Origin of the sequence: Massilibacteroides vaginae, from assembly GCF_900178525.1 — a bacterium.
Classification (GTDB): domain Bacteria; phylum Bacteroidota; class Bacteroidia; order Bacteroidales; family Tannerellaceae; genus Massilibacteroides; species Massilibacteroides vaginae.
The window spans coordinates 1,314,827-1,338,070 of the sequence record NZ_FXDJ01000009.1 but is presented as its reverse complement, the minus strand read 5'-3'; the positions used below and the strand labels follow the sequence as shown (position 1 = coordinate 1,338,070).

Below are 23,244 nucleotides of genomic sequence, written 5' to 3'. Positions count from 1 at the left end.
TAACACATGGAATTGTATACCGACATATATTATATTAAAAGGATACAATCAGGAGACACAGCGAGTTTTGCCTGCCTTCTGGACAGATACAGCCGTCCTGTTTATTCCTTAATCGCCCGGATCGTATCGAACCGGGAAGATGCGGAAGAATTAGCACAGGATGTATTTTTAAAGGCATTTAAAAATTTGTCCGGATTCAAGGGCGACAGTAGTTTTTCCACCTGGCTTTATAGAATTGCCTACAACACAGCCATTTCCGCAACGAGGAAAAAGAAACAGGAATTTCTGGCGATTGAAGACGGACAATTAGATAACACAACCGGTGAAGACCTGGAAATCGTCTACGGCTCAGCGCAAAACGAAGAACAAATAAAACAGCTGGAAGCTGCATTAGAACTGCTTTCGCCGGAAGAGAGAGCCCTGATTCTGTTGTTTTACATGGAAGATAAAACGATAGACGAGATCAGGGAAATTTCCGGATTAACAGCGGTGAATGTAAAAACAAAACTTCATCGCATCCGGAAAAAGCTATACATTATATTAACAGAAATGAAAAAAAACGAGTAATGAAAGAGCTATTCACACGTCTGCCGGAAAAAAAACTGCCGGACAACTTCAGGGCCGACGTCATGAAAACGGTTATGCGAGAAGCAGTCCGGATGAAAAAGAGAGAAGAACGCTTCGGATTGTTCATCACTATTGCCATCGCTACAGTGATGCTTGCGCTGGGCACGCTGGCCTTACTCTACCTGAAGATGCCGGATTTGGAATTCAATATCCCCGATCTATCCGGAGTGCCCTTCTTCATCTATATAGGCTGCCTTGTATTCCTCTTGCTGGCCATTGATTATAAATGCCGTAAACATTTCTACGAAAAACGCTCAAAACAACACAGTTAAGTAGAATATTTTAAGAGCAAATAGTTGGTTGTCAGAAAAAAACCAATACCTTTGCACGACTTTTAGAGATTACACAATATAATGTCTAACTTATTAGTAAAATTAAACTATAGTATTAACAATTTAAAGGATGGAAAATTTAAAAAACATCGCTCCAATTGATGATTTCAATTGGGATTCCTACGAAAAAGGAGAAACTTACGGAGACGTAAGTCAAGAAGAACTTATTAAAACGTATGACCAAACCCTGAACACTGTAAAGGATAAGGAAGTGGTTATAGGAACTGTGACCGCACTTAACAAACGTGAAGTAGTGGTGAATATCGGTTTCAAATCTGACGGCGTTGTGCCTATGTCAGAATTCCGTTACAACCCGGAATTAAAAGTTGGCGACGAAGTAGAAGTATACATCGAAAGCCAAGAAGACAAAAAAGGACAATTAATTCTATCTCACAAGAAAGCACGTGCTACACGCTCTTGGGATCGTGTTAACGAAGCACTTGAAAAAGACGAAATTATCAAAGGATTTATCAAATGTCGTACTAAGGGCGGTATGATCGTTGACGTGTTTGGAATCGAAGCGTTCCTTCCAGGTTCTCAGATCGACGTTAAGCCTATCCGCGACTACGATGTATTCGTTGGTAAAACAATGGAATTCAAGATCGTTAAGATCAACCAGGAATTCAAAAACGTTGTTGTTTCACACAAAGCGCTTATTGAAGCTGAACTTGAACAACAGAAAAAAGACATTATCTCTAAGCTTGAAAAAGGACAGGTACTTGAAGGTACAGTTAAGAATATCACTTCTTACGGTGTGTTCATCGACCTGGGTGGCGTAGACGGATTAATCCACATCACCGACCTTTCTTGGGGCCGTGTTTCTCATCCGGAAGAAATCGTACAGCTTGACGAAAAAATCAATGTTGTTATCCTTGACTTCGACGATGAAAAGAAACGTATCGCTCTTGGCTTGAAACAACTTACTCCTCATCCATGGGATGCTTTGAATCCGGACTTAAAAGTTGGCGACAAAGTGAAAGGTAAAGTAGTTGTTATGGCAGACTATGGCGCGTTTATTGAAATCGCAGCCGGCGTTGAAGGTTTGATCCACGTTTCAGAAATGTCTTGGACTCAGCACTTACGCAGCGCACAAGACTTTATGAAAGTTGGCGACGAAATCGAAGCTGTTGTATTAACTCTTGACCGCGACGAACGCAAGATGTCTCTTGGTATCAAGCAATTAAAAGCTGACCCATGGGAAGATATCGAAACACGTTATCCGGTTGGATCAAAACACACTGCTAAGGTTCGTAACTTCACTAACTTCGGTGTATTCGTAGAAATCGAAGAAGGAGTTGACGGTTTAATCCACATCTCTGACCTTTCTTGGACAAAGAAAATCAAACACCCAAGCGAATTTACGCAGATCGGTGCTGAAATCGAAGTTCAGGTATTGGAAATCGACAAAGAAAACCGTCGTTTGAGCTTAGGCCACAAACAATTGGAAGAAAATCCTTGGGATGTATTCGAAACAATCTTCACAGTTGGTTCTGTACACGAAGGAACAATCATCGAAGTGCTTGACAAGGGTGCTGTTATCTCATTGCCTTATGGCGTTGAAGGTTTCGCAACTCCAAAACACTTGGTAAAAGAAGATGGTTCTCAAGCTGTTGTTGAAGAAAAACTTGAATTCAAAGTGATCGAATTCAACAAAGAAGCAAAACGCATCATCCTTTCTCACAGCCGTATTTTCGAAGACGAACAAAAAGCTGCCAGAAAAGAAGTTGCCGGAGAAAAGAAAGCTTCTTCTAAACGTGCTAAAAGTGATGAACCTGCTGTAGTTTCCGGTTCAATGGAAAAGACTACATTAGGAGACATCGAAGAACTTGCGGCATTGAAAGAAAAGCTGGAAGGAAACAAGTAATCTATTGATCCTCCATATAAAATAGGGTATCCCATAAGGAGACCCTATTTTTTTGTCTGTAAATTATTTATTCAGATAAACTTCGTATCTTGCGAGCCAAACCACTTTCAAGTCTTATAAGGAAACAGATTTAACATCAAAGATATGGATATAAATAAAGTAAACAGTGACGACTACTCCTTAGCTGATTTCGCCGCTTATGACGGTGATGCGCTTTTCGATGTAAAAGAACCATTCTGGAATTTTATGCAGGATGCTATCGCTAAAAAATTCATGCTTTACGGCAACCCGATCAGTACGGCTCCCCGTTCCGAGTTTCAGGTATATGATCGTTATTTAGACAGAGATCGTGATTTCCTCAACTTTTGCTCATATAACTATTTAGGATATTCATGCCATCCGGATGTAATCAAAGCCGTACAAGACACTATTGGTAAATACGGAACAGGGGCGGTTTCCGCACCTTTATTAAGTGGTTATTATGATCTGTCCAAACAATTGGAAGAAGCAATCGCTAAGTTTAAAGGGAAAGAAGCCGCGGTTATTTTCCCTACAGGCTACGGAGCCAATCTGGGCGTTTTATCCTGCCTGCTGAAACCGGGAGATATCGCTGTTATGGATATTCTGTCTCACGCCTCGATCTACGATGGCGCCCGTTTATCCGGAGCTGAAATTAAAGTGTTCAGCCACAACAACGTGGAGCATCTTGAGATCGTTTTGAAAAATCTGAAGAACCCGCGCAAAGCAGTTGTATGTATTGAAGGCATCTACAGTATGGACGGCGACTTGGTAAAGCTCCCTGAAATTGTAGCTGTTTGCAAAAAATACGGAGCCCGCATTCTGTTGGATGAAGCTCACGCTACCCTTATTTTCGGAGAAAGAGGACGAGGCGTAGCTGAACATTTCGGACTGGAAGATCAGATCGACCTGACCATCGGCACATTCAGCAAGTCTTTCGGAGCAATCGGCGGTTTTGTTACCGGAGATATGAAGCTGATGACTTACATCAGGATGTTCGCACGCGCTTATGTATTCTCTTGCGCCATGGCTCCGCATACAGCAGCCGGTATACTGAAAGTGCTGGACCTTTTTGAACAGGACAAATCTTATCGCGAGAAACTTTGGGAAAACACGCATTATATGCTAAAAGCCCTGAAAGATGTTGGTTTAGATACCGGAGAAACAGAATCTCAGGTTATCCCTGTCATTGTTGGACCGGATAAGAAACTGCGTGAAATAAGTAAGCATATTCATGCGAAAGGACTATATACAGGTGTAGTAACCTACCCTGCCGTATCGAACAAACGCACCCGTTTAAGACTATCCATGTCTTCTAATCATACAAAAGAACAAATGGATACCTGCGTTACTATTTTAAAAGAGGCATTCGACGCGAATAAATAGTCCATACCAAACAGAAATATGGACATAAGCATTTCGCCCCTACAAGTATAAATCATTTTTATATTTCGTAGGGGCGAAATGTTTTAGTTTAGAGCCTGTTTAAATAATAAGGATAAACAGAAAAAGAAAGCAAACATTTTCTTTACTTTGCTACATTAGATTAGAAACCATTATTACAATCATTATGAAAAACTTTTTACTCTTTGCGGTTACATTTCTGCTGAGTGTTTCCGCCTCTGCCCAGCAAGCCTTGTGGGGAGGTCAAAGCATTATCTCTCCGGAGATCAATCCCGATAATACGGTCACTTTTCGCTTTCAGGCTCCGGATGCGAAAAAGGTACAAGTTACCGGAGACTTTCTGCCCACAGTAAAGGCACAAACGCCTTTTGGAGAAACAGACGTGCCGGGATCAGCCGATCTTCAAAAAAACAAGGACAATGTGTGGGAATATACTACACTACAACCGTTGCCTTCAGAACTCTACAGCTATTCCTTTATAATGGACGGATTGAAAGTTACTGATCCGAATAACGTTTATCTGAACCGCGACGTGGCTTCGGTTACCAATATATTTATTATCAAGGGCGGAGCCGGAGACCTATACAGTGTAAAAAACGTTCCTCACGGAACCGTGGCACGTTACTGGTACGAGAGTCCTACGCTTAATATGACGCGCAGGCTGACGGTTTACACCCCTGCAGGGTATGAGAAAAGCACACAATCCTATCCGGTACTTTATCTTTTACACGGTATGGGAGGTGACGAAGAAGCCTGGGTTACACTTGGACGCACAGTGCAGATCTTAGATAATCTGATCGCACAGGGAAAAGCCAAACCGATGCTGGTGGTTATGACAAATGGGAATGTACACCAGGAAGCCGCACCCGGAGAATCGAGCTTAGGCTTGGTAAAACCAACCATGCAATTACCCAAAACAATGGACGGAGAAATGGAGGGTAGCTTTCCGGATGTTATTCAATTTATCGAAAGTACATTCAGGGTAGAGAAACAGAAATCGGCACGGGCAATTGCCGGATTATCTATGGGCGGATTTCATTCTTTACACATTTCGAAAGAGTATCCGGATGTTTTTGATTACGTCGGACTTTTTTCAGCGGCTATACTCCCGCGTGAAGATGTTCAATCTCCGATTTACCGGAATATGGACGACAAGCTGAAGGTTCAGTTCGCCAAAAATCCAAAACTTTACTGGATCGCGATTGGAAAAACTGATTTTCTATACAAAAATAATGTGGATTTCCGGAAAAAATTAGACGATATGGGCTGTAAATACGTATATCGGGAGTCGGACGAAGGACATATCTGGAAAAACTGGCGCATTTACCTGTCTGAATTCGCGCCTATGTTATTTAAATAACTGTTTGTTAGCTAAAATTCAGAACTTACAATCCTCGGAAATTGTTTTATAAGGTATATTTACAGCTGTTTTTATTCAAAATAAATTTAACATGATGAAAAGAGGGAAACTTTTACTTTTATTACTAACTCTTGCGGTCGGCTTTACCGGATTGCAGGCACAACAAGCCCCCCCATTACCTAAGGATCCTGCATTGAGATACGGAAAGTTGGAAAATGGCTTAACGTATTATATCCGCGCTAACCAGGAACCGAAAGAACGCGCGGAATTTTATATCGCACAAAACGTAGGTGCAAGTCTGGAAAATGACGACCAGAATGGATTAGCTCATTTTCTGGAACACATGGCTTTCAACGGAACGAAGAACTTCCCCGGCAAAGGAATCATAAATTATATGGAATCTGTCGGTGTTCGTTTCGGCTATGAGATAAATGCCTATACATCATTAGATGAAACGGTTTACAACCTTTCCTCTGTTCCTACCACACGTGAAGGCATTATCGACAGCGCCTTGCTTGTGCTTCACGACTGGTCGAACTTCATTCTGCTTGAAGGAGAAGAGATCGATAGTGAACGTGGTGTAATTACGGAAGAATGGCGTACGGGACAGGGTCCGGAAAGACGTATGTGGAAGAAAAGCAACGCCCTTAAATATCCGGGATCACAATACGCCAAACGCGATGTAATCGGAGATACGGCCGTGATCCGGAATTTCGAACACCAGGCTATCCGTGATTTTTATCACAAATGGTATCGCCCCGACCTGCAGGCGATTATCGTTGTCGGAGACATCGATGCGGACAAGATCGAAGCTAAGATCAAAACAATGTTCAGCGACATTCCGCGCATGCCTAACTACGGCGAACGTCCGGTACATGAACTTGCCGACAACGACGAACCGATTATAGCGGTTATAACAGACCCCGAAGCGCGCTACACAACGATACAGTTTGATTACAAGAAAAACCCCATGCCGACTGAAATTAAGGAGTCTATCTCCGGATATGCTTTTCATATCAGCAACAGCTTAATTTCTACAATGATCAACAACCGGTTTTCGGAAATAACGCAAGAGGCAGACGCCCCGTTTGTAGCCGGCTTTGCTTACTACGGCAACCTCGTCAGACCTAAAGACGCGTTTATCCTGATCGGTATCCCAAAAGAATCACAAGAACAGGAAGGTTTTGACGCATTGGCACTGGAGGCCGAAAAAATCAAACGCTTCGGCTTCACAAACTCCGAGTTTGAACGGGCTAAAACCGACTTGCTGAAAGGTATGGAAAAGAACTACAACGACAGGGAAAATCAGAAAAGTTCGACCTACGTTCGTGAATATGTAAATCATTTCCTCGAAAACGAACCGATTCCGGGAATCGAATGGGAATATCAAACCTTGCAAATGATGCTGCCACAAATGAATGTGGCCATGATCAATCAATTAGCTCAACAATATGTTACCGACAAAAACCTGATCATCAGCATTACCGCTCCTGAAAAAGAGGCTGTAAAATTACCGGACAACGCACAAATTCTCGCCGCGTTCGACAAAGCCGACAAGGCTGAACTTACAGCAAAAGCAGAGGAAGACTTGAGCAAACCGATCATCAACGCTATTCCTGCTGCCGGCAGCATAGTAAAAGAATCAGAAAACACAGCTTTAGGTGCAACAGAATGGACTTTGAGCAATGGTGTTAAGGTAGTTCTTAAACACACCGAATTCAAAAAAGACGAAATCCAGCTTTCCGCATTCAGTAAAGGAGGGATATCAAAAGTTAATAATACCGACGATTTGCTATCTGCTACGTTTGCCGCTCATATAGTAGGAAATAACGGCTTAGGCGACTTTAGCCAGATAAACCTGCAAAAGGCATTGACCGGAAAGATCGCATCGGTTAACCCATACATCAGTGATTTTGAAGAAGGCTTCAACGGCAGTTCGTCTGTATCCGACTTCGAAACCATGCTGCAATTGGTTTATCTTAATTTTACGGCCGCACGCAAAGACGACAATAGTCATCAAGCATTTATTAATATGCTGAACACCAGCTTAGCTAACGCGGCAAAAGACCCTCGTCAGGCATTTTCCGATTCGGTTAATCAGGTATTAAGCGGGCATCATCCTCGCGCGGTGTCTTTAAAACTTGAAACCGTGTCAAAGATAGATCAGGATAAGGCTTTGGCTATTTTCAAAGAACGCTTCGCCATTCCAGCCGACTTTACCTTCGTTTTTGTTGGTAACATCGACCCGAAAAACCCCGAAACACGTCAGGCAATCAGCACTTATTTAGGAGGATTGCCTTCAGAACAGATCAAAGAGGAGTACACCGACCATAAAGTTCGTTCACCCAAAGGAGACGTAAAAAACTATTTCGCAAAAGAAATGGAAGTCAAAAAGGCCTCAAACTTTATTTATTATAAAGGAGACCTACCGTATACTTTGCAAAACAGCGTAACGATCAGAGCAATTGAAAACCTTCTTTTCGACCGTTATATGGAAAGTATCCGTGAAAAAGAAGGAGGCTCGTACGGTGTAGGTGTTCGCGGTTCAATCAGCAACACACCTATTGAACAAGCATCACTTCTGATGCAGTTTGACACAGATCCGGAAAAACAACAACGATTAATGGGAATCATCCATCAGGAAGTAAATGATCTTGTAGCAAACGGACCGACACCGGAAGCGGTTAAGAAAATTCAGGAAAACATGCTGAAAAATTATGGAGAGAACCTTCGTGAAAACAGCTGGTGGAAAGGAACAATCAAAGCCTATTACGAAGACGGCATCGACAATCTGAAAGATTACAAAAACGCTGTTAACGCTTTAACGCCGGCTTTAATACAGGAAACATTAAAAAAGTTAGTCGATCAAAAGAACGTGATCGAGGTAGTGATGACACCGGCAGCTTGATTTTTTAAACGATCATAATTTAACAAAAGGCTGTGTTCCCAAACAATGGGAATACAGCCTTTGTCTCAAAAATCAATTTCGCAATTAATGGAAATCGTTCATACAGGATTGAGGTTCTACTATTTTAAGATGGCTCCCCACTCGGCAATTACTTCTGGATTTGCGTCAGCTCCCAATGTGCCCGCCTTTTTCAAGGTAGACTGTAGTATTTGGGTAGACTGTACTTCCACGTATTTACATTTATCCTTCCTCTCTGAATATGTTCTGACTCCATCCTTGTCAGTTGTATAGCCTTTCATTGTATAAGGCATTTTGTAAATATTTGTTGTCTGCATTACAAATATCCTCTTGTGCGTATGAGCGGGTACTTTATAGGTAACCGAGCGTTCTATTGATTCCGAATTTTGCTTTGCAGAGCCTGTTTTATATGCAGACTTAAAACTTGCGGCAAGAGATACCATAGCTTCAAAACCACCCCCAGTACCGGCTTTATATCCGATAGAAACATCAACACTTTCGGAATGTGTGGACTCTTGTTCCCATGTAAGAGATTTTGTTTCCGTGTAGGTCACTTTGTAAGTGCCAACAGATTCTTCGTTGGTGTCGTTTATTTCAATTGTTTCTTGCCCTTTTACACCAAACTCTTTCGTTTCAACCGCCATAGAGGCATCTTCTATGTGATAGACTACCTCTGTTACATAAAAAACACCGGGTTCTTCTCTGAAAGCCAGCACTTCAACATTTCCCGCAGAAGCTCCTGATGCCCCGTTTACACTGATAAGTTTTGCACTCACTTTAAGTTCGAATTCTTTATCTTCTTTGAATTTATATGTTTCTTCTCTATCTCCATATAGATCCCCTCTAAAAATTTCGTTCCCGGATCCGTTTCTCAAAACAGAAACAGCAAAATTCTGGGATGGTTTAGCAAACATGGTTTGATATGTGCCATGCATCCGAACAATCACGTATTTCCATTCGCCTACGCCAAAGTCAAATGTAGTCGCATTCATTCCATTATTTTCGAGTTTTTTTGACTGTTTTTCGAAACTGTTTGCCATTTGTTGTCCATAAAATAACTGAGGAGCGAACATGATAAAACACATGCATATCAAACTTTGCTTCAGAATCAATTTCAACATTCCTTTTTCCTTCCTTTTTTCGAACATGTTAATTTGAATTTTCATAGTGATATAATTAGTATTGTATTTTCCTACTCTCTTTCCGGCTTTTCGGAATCCGCCCATTATTTATTAACTAAAATGTTTTTATAGCACGCGTTTTATTACTTGATAGGTTAAATCCTGATATTTCTACATTTCCTGAATTAAAATGAAGACGATAAGCATTGCCTATAGCATCCCTAGATGATACCCAATACCAGGAATCTGTTATATTATCACCTCCAGCATCAGTTATTTTCGTCCTGAACCAAGTGCGTTCTGTATAGTTTTTACTTATATCATTTGGTTTCCCTATGTTCCATGTCTCATAAGTCATTCCATTGTAAGCACAATAGAGAGCATCGTAATCGTTAGCGCCATATGCTGGCATATACCACCCTGCAGCTGCATTATAGGTAATCCCGTAATCTGTAGCCCAAGTTTCATCCAAAGTACCGACTACCCGTTCATACAATCCTACCATTTTTCCATGTCGGCTAACTTTGCTATATGGATAGTCTCCAGCACTGTGATTATCCAACAAGAACACTACACCAACAGCAACCGTGCCACTTTTGAGCACTCCATTTTCATATATCGCCATGGGATCTGGGTAATAGTCTCCAACTCGGTAGAAACCTTCAGCTCTAATTTTCAATCCATACATCGCTACGACTTCATTATCAATACCAATCAATACAGTTGGTTCCCCTTCGAAATTATCAGCGGCAATAGTAGTTGGGGCAACAACTGTGAATGTTTTTTGAGTTGAATTGACCGTTACTTTCCAACCTACCGGAACATCTACTATCCGGATATTTGTTGGTTCAGTTGTACCTGTACTTGTGTAGTTAATTGTTTGTGTTGTACCTGCCGCAAAGATTCCCGGCTGGTCAAAGCTGATACCTATTGATTTGTATTTGGGCAGTTTGATAGTAGTCACACCGTCAGCTAATGTAAAGATCACATAATCTTCATTCGTGAGATCAATGCCATCGGCTGCAAAAATAGCGTCACCTTGGTCACCCTGTGGACCGGTTGGTCCAACGGGACCTATGTCTCCTTTAGCTCCGGTAGCTTTTACCCCTGTACTTGTCCAACCGATTGCAGGAGGAATTCCGGTTGCTGTTCCGTTGGTCGAGATATACCAATAGTTATCACTTCCGATAGCGACTTTTGGAGGAACACCGTTTTGTCCTTGAGCACCTGTACTGCCTGTTGCACCCTGGTTGCCCTGATCACCTTTATCCCCTTTATCTCCGGTAACGGGAATTTTTTTACCACTTTCGTCCAAAAGCCATTGCCCGTCTAATGTCCAATAATATTTACTATCAGTATGTTTTGCAATCCCAATCGAGGGAGCCTGAGCATCCTTACCGGCATCCCCCTTTTCTCCTTTTTTCCCATGGTATATGGTAATAGGCGAACTTTTGGAAAAGGAGATGGTGTAAGCTATCTCTACTCCGTCTTCTTTCACTGGCGACACACCGGTAACATAGTCGTTATTTTCAAGTGCATTGACAAGTCCCTGAAGTGAAGCAATCTGACTGTTCGTGCTTTTCTGCCAATCTTCCAATGCCGTTAAACGCTCATCGCTTTCAGCTTGCTGACGACGCAATTCATCAATATCATCCTTCATGCAACCCGAAAGGAGAAAGGTAAGAGATAGTATTATCCCTAAAATAGAATTTACTGTTTTCATCTAAAAAGTTTATTAATGTTATTATATGATTCGTGGTTTAATCATTTATTACGCTTAAAAGACGAGAGCTAAAATAAAAAATGGGACTCGAAAAGTAGTCCCATTTTGCAAATTGTATCATTATTGTATATCAAGAGAGGGTATTTTACTAATTGTCAACACCTTCCCTTTTTGTTAAAAAATCAGCACTGAGCGATTTATCTTTCTTTTTTTGGAATTCGATGGGAGAAAGTCCGGTAAATTGTTTGAAAATACGGTAAAAAGTAGAACGATTTGTAAAGCCGATACGTTCATAAAGTTCGTTTATGTATAACTCTTTATGCGTTGACGCGGAGATAAGTCTTACTGCTTCTTTAATACGCAGGCTATTGATATAATTATTGAAATTTCCCCCGGTAACTTTATTAATGGCACGGGATAGTTGGTTGCGGTGTATACCCATACGCTCCGCCAGTGATTCGGCGGTAAGCCCTGTTTCACGATAAAGATGATGCGATATCATTTCCGCATCAATACGTTCCATAATGCAAATCTCTTCATCCGTAATGGGATCATTATTATCCTCCTTTTCTTGTATCTTCAATGTTAAGGAAGTCTTATCTTCATACGCCCACGTATTGGCCTTCCTGACCAACTCTTTGTATGCTGCGTTTTTCTTCCGGTAAAGTCGCGCAATCACAAACAGACCAGTGCTGATCAAGCCCATAATCAGCAACGTAAAAAAGATAATGTTCTTTTGTTTGGCAATCTGTGCATTTTTCAGAAGTAGTTCAACCTCCTTCAGTTGCTGTTCACCGATCACGATAAAATGCTGTCCGGTCAATTGCTCGTATCGCTGTGCGCAAAACTGTGCGGAGTCAAGACTTACGGCAGCCTTGTCATACTGTCCTAAGCGAGAGTAATACTTACTTTCCAAAGCAAACAGATCTTTGAACCTATACATTTGAGTACTTTCGGGGAAATCGGGGAGCGCGTCTCTGATTTTATCCATATATCCAACTACAGCCGGCAGATTTTCTTTAACAAGCATACATTCACCCAATGACAAATAGATGCCAATATGAAAATCCCAAGCCGTAGGCTCATCTTCAATATTGATCAGTCCGGCCTGAAGCATGGCAATAGCGGCATCATAATTCCCATTAGCCATCTCGATCCGCGCCAAATTACATAAGGCAATACTTATATGTATCGGATAATCGGCCGTACCTTCCGTACTCAGCAGTATGGTGCGATTATAATAGACCGTCGAGTCAACCTCTCCCAAAGTCTGATAATAGGTAGCCAGATGATTCCATGCGGTCAAACAGGTGCGTACATAAGAACGTATATCATAATGCCCCCTATAAGAAAGCCCTTTATGCAGAAAATAAAGTGCCCGGTCATAATCTTTAAACCTATAATAATTCGTTCCGATCCAACTATAGAACTGTCCCTTTAAAGGATAATCGTTTCCGGTTTTTTCCAGCAGATCCACCAACCGTTGTACATAATGAAACCCGTTTGCCTGGTTTTCATTCTCAAAACAGTGGAACCTCAACTCATTCAACACAAGAGCTTCCAAATCCCTGTCGCCCGCCTTGTGGCATCGACTAATCAGCTCTTCAAACCAGTTAATTTTTTCATCGGAAGAATCAATCAACCGTCCCTGAAGCAGATCCGCCATCCGTTTCAGTGATTCACTTTTGCGTTGAAGCGCCGTTTCATAAAATTGACTTAAGATCATTTGCCGCTGTTCGGTAGTATAATAATAGTCGTCAATAAGTTCAAAAACCGAAGCCGTATCGCGCACAACATCAATTCCTCGTTCTATATAATTATTAAAGAATTGCGTGATTGATGTCGTTTCCAACAAGAAACGTCTTCTAACTTCAATCTCTCTACGATTATTTTTTTGCAATTGGGAATAATAGCAATCAAGGTCGGAATATCCCGTCAGTTCATCCGGAATTACCAAAGTTGGAATAACTTCCTGAGCAGCTGGTCCGTCAGGCTTCATAAAAGCACAGAATACCCACAAAGGACAGAAACTCCAAAACAACAAAAACAGCACAGACTTCCTCAAATAGTTATCAAGCATAGATTTAGTATAACAATAAGCAACGCAAAGCTGCTATCCGGTTTTAATAATTCAAAAGTAGTTAAAAGTCAGCAGATAACGCAAACTATCAGCAGAAAAACCAGCGTTTTCACAACAATGCACAATTGATTTATAGTCTGAAATCACAAGTTTTCCACCATTACTTGACTCTCTTTTTTTAATGTACCGTTTAGTTCTTTAAGTAATTTCAAAAGTTTAATTTCTGCAGCAGATTTAATATTAGGAACACAAACTCTGGAAAGAACAATCCGAGCATGCACTTTAGATGTATCTACGCATGCCTTAACAAGCAATACGTTTATGGTTGAATGAATCTGAGATAACGCTTTTGTAAAATCACCCCCTTTCAACTCGATAAGAAATAATTCATTTTGATCTGGCAAGTATAACCCAAAGTCACATTTCTCACCATCTTTGAGAATACCATTATCAATCTGATAAACTGTAATTTGTTTTTTCTGATTATTATTACCTATGTACTTTCTGGGCTCTCTCTTATCTTTTAATGTTATAACAGCACGAGTGTCGTCAGAAATAATAAATAAAGGGTTTTGGTATTTTTTATCAAAAGTCATCTTTTTCTAATTTTCGATAGCTAATAAATCGTCATATTCCCTATTTAAGATATTAGATACCTCATCTATTGCTTCTACCTTTATCTGTTTTATTTCATGGTCCAATAAACAGGAAACAGTTCCTTTATCAACAAAATATACCCTCACTTTACTAAAATCAATCCAGCTCTGTTCCGGAATTATAGCGTTTACTTTGCCTCGATCTTTCTCCCCTACCTCATGAGCATAGATCAGATTATTTATGGATGATAAAACATAGGGACTATGTGTGGTTATTGTAAGAGAATGATCTTCATTCAAATTATGAAGACGAACTAATTCTCCAACAAGATCACGTTGTGTTTCGGGAAAAAGATTTTGTTCCGGCTCTTCAAGATAAGTATTCGTGAAATGTGTTTGACTAAAGTGTTTAACCAGCGTTTCAAATTTTTCAAACTTACTCAAAAGCCCATCAACATCATCACCTCCTTTTTGTCTTTGTTCCAGTAATTTAAATATCTGACGAGGTTCATTTGTTCCAAAAACATCTAACATCAAATCCGAATTTATAGTCCTTTTAATGTAGAGATCTTCCACACTTTCCGGACTTTCAGTATGGTATATAGAGTAATAAATATAATTCAGATGAACCAACAAAGGTATTAGCGACTGCATTCCACTTGATGTATCAGTCAGCTCCAGCATTCTGTTTGTTTGATCAACGATAACCTTATCACGCTCTCCATCGAAAAAATATTTTGCACCTATATTCAAAATATTGAATGGATTCTCCTTTTGACAGGAACTGCGTGCCTCATCCCAATCCGACATAAAACTACGGATATTATTATCTGTAAATTTTATATTTATCCAATTCGGTATTGCTGCCACAATGTTACGCTCCGAAGGAATATAAGATATTTTTCCTCTTTTATAGTTAAATCTGTTTTTCCATTTAAAGACAGGCACTCCTTCGTTATGACTATATGATATAGTAAGAATATCACTCTCATAAAAAATAGAGCTATTATTATTTAAATAACCCGAAAGTTTATGAAAGCGAATAAGTTCTTTTGCAAAAACACCTTTCTCGCTCAGTGATTCTTGATTGGAATTGAGTATAGCCGTTCTCTTTTCTACCCAGGAACAATAACATGCTATTTTGGTAATTGTACTTTTACCACTACTTTGAGGTCCAATAAAAAGATTCAGCTTGCTTAATTCAATATCAACCTCAATAATAGAACCTATGTTTTTTATCACTAAGTGTCTCATGCTATGCAAATGTTTAAATACAAAGGTAAATATAAAAAAATAGGATAGTTGAATCACCATAAAAAGTTCCTTATCTTTTTTCGTTGATATCACTATATTTCTTCCTGCATATCCTTTATTTTCCTTTTTCTATATCTGTGGTAAAGTTTTTCTATATCTGTAGTAAAGTTTTTCTATATATATAGAAAAAGGAAAATAAAGGATATAAAATAAAATCAATCCTAATTAATAAAAAATGGTTAGTATATTGACATTGAAGGGGAGTTTATTGCTACTTCCTGTTAGTTTAGGTGATCGGAAATCTCTCTTAATCCATTATTTTTAGTAGGTTTGTATCAATAAATGATTGGCTTATGAAAAAATTGGTTGTGCTTTCGGGAGCAGGTATGAGTGCGGAAAGCGGCATTTCTACTTTCCGGGATTCGGATGGTTTGTGGGAGCGTTATCGCGTGGAAGATGTTGCTACGCCTGAAGGCTTTGAAGCGAATCCCGCGCTTGTGCTGGATTTTTATAATCAACGGCGCCGGCAATTGTTGGAGTGTAAGCCAAACATGGGTCATTCAGGGCTTGTTGCGCTCGAAAAGTATTTTGATGTGCGGATTATTACTCAGAATATTGATAATTTACACGAACAGGCAGGTAGTAGTAAAGTAATCCATCTGCATGGAGAATTGATGAAGTATTGTTCTATAAAGAATCTAAACCTCGCTTATGACCTGTCTCCTGAGAATCCAGATCTGCAGGTTGGAGACAAAGCACCTGACGGTGCACAACGTCGTCCGTTTATTGTCTGGTTTGGCGAACCGGTTCCGATGATTGAACCGGCCATTGATTGGGTGAGGGAAGCGGATATTTTTGTTATCATCGGCACATCGTTGAATGTATACCCCGCGGCCGGCCTTATATCCTATGTGCATAAAGGAAGTCCGGTTTACCTGATCGATCCTAAAGATGTAAAAACACAACGTAATGATATTCATATTATTAAAGCAAATGCCTCGAAAGGGGTAAAACGATTAACAGAACTGGTAAAGCAAATTAAATAAAGCATGAACTGGACACAGCTTATCTCCGACAAGCGTTTAGGGATGGAGGAGTATCACGATGGTCGTCATCACGAACGTACAGATTTCCAAAGGGATTATGATCGCCTTATATTCTCGTCGCCCTTCCGTCGGTTACAGAACAAAACACAGGTGTTTCCTCTTCCCGGAAGTATATTCGTACACAACCGGTTAACGCATAGTCTGGAAGTTTCTTGTGTGGGTCGCTCATTGGGAAATAATGTAGGGCGAGTACTTAGTCGTAAGTATGGTGCGGAAACAGCTAATTTCGCTGAATTCGGATCGATTGTTTCCGCGGCCTGCCTGGCTCATGATATGGGAAATCCGCCTTTTGGTCATTCCGGTGAACGCGCTATTTCCGCTTATTTCTTCGAAGGCAAAGGCATGAAGTACGAACAACAAGTACGTGAGGAAGGAGGTCGCTGGGAAGACTTTGTTCATTTCGAAGGCAATGCGAATGCGATACGTCTGTTGACACATCAGTTTATCGGGCGCAGAAAAGGGGGATTTGCACTTACTTATAGTACGCTTGCTTCTATTGTTAAGTATCCTTATCCGTCAACACAATCGGTAAAAAAGAATAAATTCGGCTTCTTTCAGTCGGAAGAGGAAACTTACAAGCGCATTGTTGAAGAGCTTGGCATCCTTAAAATAGATGATGCAGCAGACCGTTATGCCCGTCACCCTTTGGTTTATCTTGTCGAAGCGGCAGATGATATCTGCTATCAGATCATGGACATTGAAGATGCGCACAAGTTACATATCCTCACCAGCGAAGAGGCTATCAGTCTGCTTCTGGGTTATTTTGAAGGAGAAAAATTAGATCGCATCACGCGTATTATGCGTATGGTAGATGATGTAAATGAGCAAATCGGCTATCTCCGCTCATCCATTATCGGTTTATTGGTAGATGAATGTTCGCGTGTTTTCATTGAACGGGAAGATGAATTCCTTAGCGGCACATTTCAGGGTCCGCTGATTGAACATATTGAACCACATGCCCGTCAGGCCTATGTAAACTGTTCCATGATGGCGTATAGAAAGATTTATAAGGCTAAAGAAGTATTAGATATTGAATTGGCCGGATACCATATTTTCAGTCATCTGATCGACTGCCTGACCGAAGCGGTAATGAATCAGGAGCATGCCTACAGCAAACTGTTGCTTCAGCGTATTCCGGATCAATACGACACGAATGTGCCTACTACGTACGGAAAGATTCAATGTGTATTGGATTATATTTCGGGAATGACGGATGTGTACGCGCTCGATCTTTATCGCAAAATAACCGGTATGGGGCTGCCTGCTGTCTGATCAGTATTCCTCGCGGTATTTACTTTCTTCTTTGTCTTTCAGGATACTAAGGTAGCTTTTATACCGTGATTCGGCTATCCTTTTTTCGTGTACCGCTTCCAAAACTACACAACCCGGCTCGTGTCGATGCGTACAGTTGCTGAAACGGCAACCCTCCGAAAGGCGAAATATCTCGGGGAAATAATGAGAGATTTCAGCTTCTTCCATTTCAATGGTACCGAAACCTTTTATTCCCGGGGTATCAATAATGTATCCTCCTTCGGGCAACTCAATCATTTCGGAAAAGGTAGTGGTATGCATCCCTTTATTGTGGTATTCGGAAATCAGACCTGTTTTCAGATTAAGCTCAGGCAGGATACGGTTTATAATGGTTGATTTACCGACTCCGGAATGACCGGACAATAAGGAGATTTTATTTTTTAAAAGTTCTTTAAACCCACCTATTCCCTCATCGGTGAGCGCACAAATCTTCTCACAGTGATAGCCTATAGCCGTGTATATTTTGATCAGCGACTCCATTACAGCTACATCATGGTCGTGATAACGATCAATTTTGTTGAATACAATTTTTACAGGAATAGAATAGGCCTCGGCTGTTGCCAAAAAGCGATCGATAAAAATGGTGGTAGTAATGGGGTAATTAACAGTCACGATCAGTATGGCCTGATCTAAGTTGGCCGCGATAATATGCGCTTGTTTGGAGAGATTGGAAGCACGGCGGATAATGTAATTTCTTCGCTCTTCTATTTCGGTAATAAAAGCTGTCCCTTCGTTGTTTATATCAACTTTCACACGGTCTCCTACCGCAATAGGATTAGTTGTACGTATATTTTTAAGACGGAAATTCCCTTTGATTTTAGACTCGATGTCTCGCCGGTCTTCCGTACGAACGGTATACCAACTACCCGTGTTCTTAATGACTAATCCTTTCATTCGATTTTTTGTATAGACGCGCAATCCGTTATTGGTGGGGATGCACGGTCGTAAGACGCACGACCGTGCTTCTCTACTATACGGTCATTATTTCTTTTTCTTTCGCCGCGTACAACTCGTCTACTTTTTTGATAAACTTATCATGTACTTTTTGCACTTCAGCTTCAGCATCTTTTGCTAAATCTTCTCCGACGCCTTCTTTCACACTTTTCTTGATTGCTTCAATAGCGTCTCTTCGTGCGTTGCGAACGCTTATCTTCGCGTTTTCGGCCTCTTGTTTGGATTGTTTTGCCAAAGCCCGACGACGTTCTTCGGTCAAAGGAGGAATTCCCAAACGGATGATCTCGCCATTATTTTCCGGAGTAATACCTACGTCAGAATCCATAATTGCTTTTTCTATGTCACGAATCAGGTTTTTCTCCCAAGGAGTAATGATTATCGTTTTCGCATCAGGAGTCGTAACAGTTGCTACGTTGGTTAAAGGAACCGGACTTCCATAATACGGAACTTTAATACCGTCAAGAATTTTCGGATTAGCTTTTCCCGCACGTATACGAGCCAGCTGTTCGTCAAGAAATTCTATTGCAGATGACATTTTTTCTTCTGCTGCTTTTACATTTTGTTTCGTATCTACCATGATTGATCGTATTTTGTATTCACATTTCCATTTGTTTAACAAAAGTAATAAAGTTTTCGAACCTAACAACAGAACATGTGCTCGGTTTGCATAATCCGGAGAAAGTTAGGGGCTTTCTTTTTTTTGAAATATAACAAATTAATGTATTTTTGCCTATCATACTTATAGAAGAGAGAATATATACGAAGAAAAGAAACAAATAACAACATGGGACAGAATAAAATTATCGGAGAGAAGATCAAGAATATCCGTGAGTCGCAACAGTTAACCGTTGAAGAAGTAGCCGAACGTACGGGTCTGAATAGGGAACAAATTCAACGCATAGAAAACAACACAGACTTCCCATCATTAGCTCCGCTTATCAAAATTGCTCGTGTATTAGGTGTTCGTCTGGGCACCTTCCTCGACGATCAGACGGAATTAGGCCCGGTCATTTCGCGTAAAAAAATAGCCGATGATGCCTCAGGGATCAGTTTTTCGAATAACGCGATGCAAAATCGGAAACACATGTCTTATCAATCTCTTTCGCAAGACAAATCCGGCCGTCACATGGAACCGTTCCTGATTGATATCGAATCGTCTGAAGGCGCTGACTTTATTACATCGACTCATGAAGGCGAAGAGTTCATCTATGTTTTGCACGGAATTATCGAAATTAACTACGGTAAGAAAACATACATTCTCGAAGAAGGAGACAGTATTTATTACGACTCAATTGTTGCTCATCATGTGCATGCCGCCAATGGTGGTAAAGCTCGCATTCTGGGTGTTATTTATACTCCTTATTGAGAAAAGCTATGGAATTACAGCATAAAACTATCGGAGAATGGATTGAGCATTGGGCTGAACATACACCTGAAAAAGAAAGTATCGTTTATTCGGACAGGGATCTCCGCTTTACCTGGGAAACCCTGAACGACCGGGTAGATAAAATGGCTAAAGGTTTACTATCTGTCGGCGTTAAAAAAGGAACCCATGTAGGCATCTGGGCAACCAATGTGCCCGATTGGCTTACATTTCTTTATGCCGGAGCCAAAATCGGTGCGATACTTGTTACCATAAATACGAATTACAAACAACATGAACTGGAATATCTGACGGAAAATGCGGATATACATACGCTTTGTATTACCGAAGGGATTTTTGACAGTAATTATGTAGATATGGTCTATACAATGCTGCCTGAGTTGAGAACAAGCCAGCGCGGCTTCTTGAAAAGCAAACGTTTCCCCAAAATGAAAAATGTTGTTTATATCGGCCAAGAGAAATTCAGAGGCATGTATAATACACCTGAAATACTTCTTCTCGGAGAAAACATAGACGACATCGTTCTTCAGGAGGCAAAAGACCAGGTTTCCTGTCAGGACGTGGTTAATATGCAATACACATCCGGAACTACCGGCTTCCCTAAAGGGGTAATGCTAACCCATCACAACATAACGAACAACGGTTATTTTACCGGTGAAGGAATGAACGTAACGGCAGAGGATAAACTTTGTTGCTGCGTACCCTTGTTTCATTGCTTCGGAGTAGTGTTAGCAACCATGAGCTGTCTCACCCATGGTTGTACGCAAGTAATGGTTGAGCGTTTCAACCCGCTTGTTGTACTCGCTTCTGTTCATAAGGAAAGATGCACCATGTTGCATGGCGTACCAACCATGTTTATCGCAGAGATGAACCACCCCATGTTCGATATGTTTGATCTCACTTCGCTTCGTACGGGAATCATGGCAGGAGCTCTTTGCCCAATCGAGTTAATGCGAGCGGTAACCGAAAAAATGCATGTAACTCATATCACAAGTGTATACGGACTAACGGAAAGTTCTCCCGGTATGACGCATACGGTACTAAGCGACACCTTTGAAAACAGATGCACAACGGTTGGGAAAGAGTATCCGTTTACCGAAGTTAAAATATTAAACCCGGAAACCGGTGCAGAATGTGCTGTCGGCGAACAAGGCGAAGTTTGCTGTCGCGGCTATTTAGTAATGAAGGGCTATTATAAGAATCCGCAAGCCACCGCAGAGGTTATCGACAAAGATGGCTGGCTGCATAGTGGAGACCTCGGCATTAAAGATGAAAATGGTTATTACCGCATCACCGGACGTATTAAAGACATGATCATTCGCGGAGGAGAGAACATTTATCCTCGCGAAATAGAGGAATTTCTCTATCATCTGAAAGGCGTGAAAGATGTACAGGTAGCGGCTGTTCCCTCCAAAAAATACGGTGAAGAGGTAGGTGCCTTTATCATCTGTCATGATGGCTGTTGCCTGACTGAAGAAGAGGTACGAGACTTTTGCAGGGGGAAAATATCCCGTTATAAAATTCCTAAATACGTATTCTTTGTAGACTCATTCCCAATGACCGGAAGCGGCAAGATACAGAAGTACAAACTGAAAGACCTTTCATTAGAATTGCTCGAAAAACAGAATATTATACCTGTTTAACATCCTAAAAGAGAATATTCTTCCTTTGCAACCCGATTAATTAAGTAAAAATAAAACCTTACCTTTGCGGCATAATATTTTTACTTAATTAATTGATTATGCCAGAATTATTTCCAACTAATCTGCCTTACAAAGTAGCAGATATAAGTTTGGCTGATTTCGGTCGCAAAGAAATCGAAATAGCCGAACACGAAATGCCGGGTTTGATGGCACTACGTGCTAAGTATGGTGCAAAAAAGCCACTGAAAGGAGTACGTATCACCGGTTCACTGCACATGACTATTCAAACGGCAGTGTTGATCGAAACATTAGTTGACTTAGGCGCTGACGTACGTTGGGCCAGTTGTAACATTTTCTCCACCCAGAATCATGCGGCAGCGGCTATCGCGGCAGCAGGAGTTCCGGTTTTTGCCTGGAAGGGTGAAACACTGGAAGAATACTGGTGGTGTACGGATATGGCTATGCGTTTCCCGGAGGGAAAAGGCCCTCAGATGATAGTGGATGATGGAGGCGATGCTTCTTTGTTAGTTCATTGGGGATATGCTGCTGAAAACAATGCGGAAACAATCAATCGCAAAGGTGGCAATCACGAGGAGCAGGTTATTTTAGATACGTTAAACCGTATTCTGAAAGAAGACAACGGTCGTTGGCATCGTACAGTTGCCGAAATGAAAGGGGTGTCTGAAGAAACAACAACTGGAGTTCACCGTTTGTATCAGATGATGGAGAGAGGCGAACTGCTTGTTCCTGCTATCAACGTAAACGACTCGGTTACGAAATCAAAATTTGACAATCTATATGGTTGCCGTGAATCTTTGGCAGACGGTATCAAACGTGCCACGGATGTGATGATTGCCGGAAAGGTTGTTGTGGTGGCCGGTTACGGTGATGTGGGTAAAGGTTGCTCACATTCTATGCGCTCATACGGCGCCCGTGTGCTGGTAACAGAAATAGATCCTATTTGCGCGCTTCAGGCAGCAATGGAAGGCTTTGAGGTAACAACAATGGAAGAAGCCGTCAAAGAAGGCAATATTTTTGTTACGACAACCGGAAACCGAGACATCATTACGATTGAACATATAGCCGCGATGAAAGATCAGGCGATTGTTTGTAACATTGGGCACTTCGACAACGAAATACAGGTTCACAAATTAGTTACTTATCCGGGAATCAAACACGTTAACATCAAACCTCAGGTTGATAAATACACATTCCCTACCGGAAATTCAATCTTCTTATTAGCCGAAGGACGCTTAGTAAACTTAGGTTGTGCCACGGGTCACCCATCATTTGTAATGAGCAATTCATTTACTAATCAGGTTTTAGCTCAGATCGACTTGTGGGAAAACAATTATGAAGTAGGCGTATATCGTCTGCCCAAGCATTTGGATGAAGAAGTAGCGCGTTTGCATCTTGAGCGTATCGGTGTTACACTGACAAAGCTTACAAAAGAACAAGCAGACTATATCGGAGTCTCGGTTGACGGCCCTTATAAAGCAGATCACTACAGATACTAATACAATAAGGTGTGTCAATCTATT

Annotated in this window: 18 protein-coding genes; 11 read left to right on the top strand and 7 right to left on the bottom strand. The window is 41.0% G+C overall.

Translation table 11 applies throughout. The annotated features are described in order from the left end of the window. The first annotated feature begins 6 nt into the window (after window positions 1-6). The 6 genes from B9Y81_RS13970 to B9Y81_RS13945 all read left to right on the top strand — a co-directional run bounded on the left by B9Y81_RS13970 (window position 7) and on the right by B9Y81_RS13945 (window position 8,513). Complete coding sequence (locus B9Y81_RS13970; RefSeq protein ID WP_085537519.1) at window positions 7-567, top strand: RNA polymerase sigma factor; 561 nt, start codon at window positions 7-9, stop codon at window positions 565-567. Then, complete coding sequence (locus B9Y81_RS13965) at window positions 567-899, top strand: hypothetical protein (protein WP_085537518.1); 333 nt, start codon at window positions 567-569, stop codon at window positions 897-899. Before B9Y81_RS13970 ends, B9Y81_RS13965 begins: the two co-directional genes overlap by 1 nt. A gap of 130 nt (window positions 900-1,029) precedes the next feature. Further along, on the top strand, window positions 1,030-2,823 hold the full coding sequence (rpsA, locus tag B9Y81_RS13960) for a 30S ribosomal protein S1 (RefSeq protein ID WP_085537517.1): 1,794 nt from the start codon (window positions 1,030-1,032) through the stop codon (window positions 2,821-2,823). Window positions 2,824-2,967: 144 nt separating this feature from the next. After that, the gene (locus B9Y81_RS13955) at window positions 2,968-4,227 is read left to right on the top strand and encodes an aminotransferase class I/II-fold pyridoxal phosphate-dependent enzyme (protein ID WP_085537516.1); all 1,260 of its coding nucleotides are present in this window, start codon (window positions 2,968-2,970) and stop codon (window positions 4,225-4,227) included. 184 nt (window positions 4,228-4,411) lie between these two features. Further along, on the top strand, window positions 4,412-5,605 hold the full coding sequence (locus B9Y81_RS13950) for an esterase (RefSeq protein WP_085537515.1): 1,194 nt from the start codon (window positions 4,412-4,414) through the stop codon (window positions 5,603-5,605). 91 nt (window positions 5,606-5,696) lie between these two features. Continuing rightward, a complete protein-coding gene (locus tag B9Y81_RS13945) occupies window positions 5,697-8,513 on the top strand; it encodes a M16 family metallopeptidase (protein WP_085537514.1) in 2,817 nt (938 codons plus the stop codon). Between the two features lie 119 nt (window positions 8,514-8,632). Here B9Y81_RS13945 and B9Y81_RS13940 read toward each other — a convergent pair whose 3' ends face one another. The 5 genes from B9Y81_RS13940 to B9Y81_RS13920 form a co-directional block, all read right to left on the bottom strand. Beyond that, window positions 8,633-9,697, bottom strand: coding sequence for a hypothetical protein (locus tag B9Y81_RS13940; RefSeq protein WP_139822931.1), 1,065 nt, complete (start codon window positions 9,695-9,697; stop codon window positions 8,633-8,635). A 70-nt stretch (window positions 9,698-9,767) separates the two neighbouring features. Continuing rightward, window positions 9,768-11,375, bottom strand: coding sequence for a PL29 family lyase N-terminal domain-containing protein (locus tag B9Y81_RS13935; protein ID WP_085537512.1), 1,608 nt, complete (start codon window positions 11,373-11,375; stop codon window positions 9,768-9,770). Between the two features lie 148 nt (window positions 11,376-11,523). Further along, window positions 11,524-13,455 carry a helix-turn-helix domain-containing protein gene (locus B9Y81_RS13930; RefSeq protein ID WP_085537511.1) on the bottom strand — a complete coding sequence of 644 codons (1,932 nt, stop codon included), beginning with the start codon at window positions 13,453-13,455 and terminating at the stop codon, window positions 11,524-11,526. Between the two features lie 143 nt (window positions 13,456-13,598). Beyond that, complete coding sequence (locus B9Y81_RS13925) at window positions 13,599-14,051, bottom strand: hypothetical protein (protein ID WP_085537510.1); 453 nt, start codon at window positions 14,049-14,051, stop codon at window positions 13,599-13,601. Window positions 14,052-14,057: 6 nt separating this feature from the next. Beyond that, on the bottom strand, window positions 14,058-15,305 hold the full coding sequence (locus B9Y81_RS13920; RefSeq protein ID WP_139822930.1) for an AAA family ATPase: 1,248 nt from the start codon (window positions 15,303-15,305) through the stop codon (window positions 14,058-14,060). Window positions 15,306-15,658: 353 nt separating this feature from the next. On the opposite strand from B9Y81_RS13920, the gene B9Y81_RS13915 reads away from it, so the two are divergent. Both B9Y81_RS13915 and dgt read left to right on the top strand, forming a co-directional pair. After that, complete coding sequence (locus B9Y81_RS13915; RefSeq protein WP_085537508.1) at window positions 15,659-16,351, top strand: SIR2 family NAD-dependent protein deacylase; 693 nt, start codon at window positions 15,659-15,661, stop codon at window positions 16,349-16,351. A 3-nt stretch (window positions 16,352-16,354) separates the two neighbouring features. Continuing rightward, entirely contained in the window at window positions 16,355-17,683 is a 1,329-nt protein-coding gene (gene dgt, locus B9Y81_RS13910; RefSeq protein ID WP_085537507.1) for a dGTP triphosphohydrolase, read from the top strand. Here dgt and rsgA read toward each other — a convergent pair whose 3' ends face one another. Continuing rightward, window positions 17,684-18,616 carry a ribosome small subunit-dependent GTPase A gene (gene rsgA, locus B9Y81_RS13905; protein ID WP_085537506.1) on the bottom strand — a complete coding sequence of 311 codons (933 nt, stop codon included), beginning with the start codon at window positions 18,614-18,616 and terminating at the stop codon, window positions 17,684-17,686. It abuts the gene before it with no gap. 76 nt (window positions 18,617-18,692) lie between these two features. After that, complete coding sequence (gene frr, locus B9Y81_RS13900) at window positions 18,693-19,253, bottom strand: ribosome recycling factor (protein ID WP_085537505.1); 561 nt, start codon at window positions 19,251-19,253, stop codon at window positions 18,693-18,695. Window positions 19,254-19,460: 207 nt separating this feature from the next. Between frr and B9Y81_RS13895 the strand changes: the two genes are divergently transcribed. The 3 genes from B9Y81_RS13895 (at window position 19,461) to ahcY (ending at window position 23,220) form a co-directional block, all read left to right on the top strand. After that, entirely contained in the window at window positions 19,461-20,042 is a 582-nt protein-coding gene (locus B9Y81_RS13895) for a helix-turn-helix domain-containing protein (RefSeq protein WP_085537504.1), read from the top strand. 8 nt (window positions 20,043-20,050) lie between these two features. Beyond that, a complete protein-coding gene (locus B9Y81_RS13890; RefSeq protein ID WP_085537503.1) occupies window positions 20,051-21,703 on the top strand; it encodes an AMP-binding protein in 1,653 nt (550 codons plus the stop codon). Window positions 21,704-21,801: 98 nt separating this feature from the next. Beyond that, entirely contained in the window at window positions 21,802-23,220 is a 1,419-nt protein-coding gene (ahcY, locus tag B9Y81_RS13885) for an adenosylhomocysteinase (protein WP_085537502.1), read from the top strand. The last annotated feature ends 24 nt before the right edge of the window (window positions 23,221-23,244 follow it).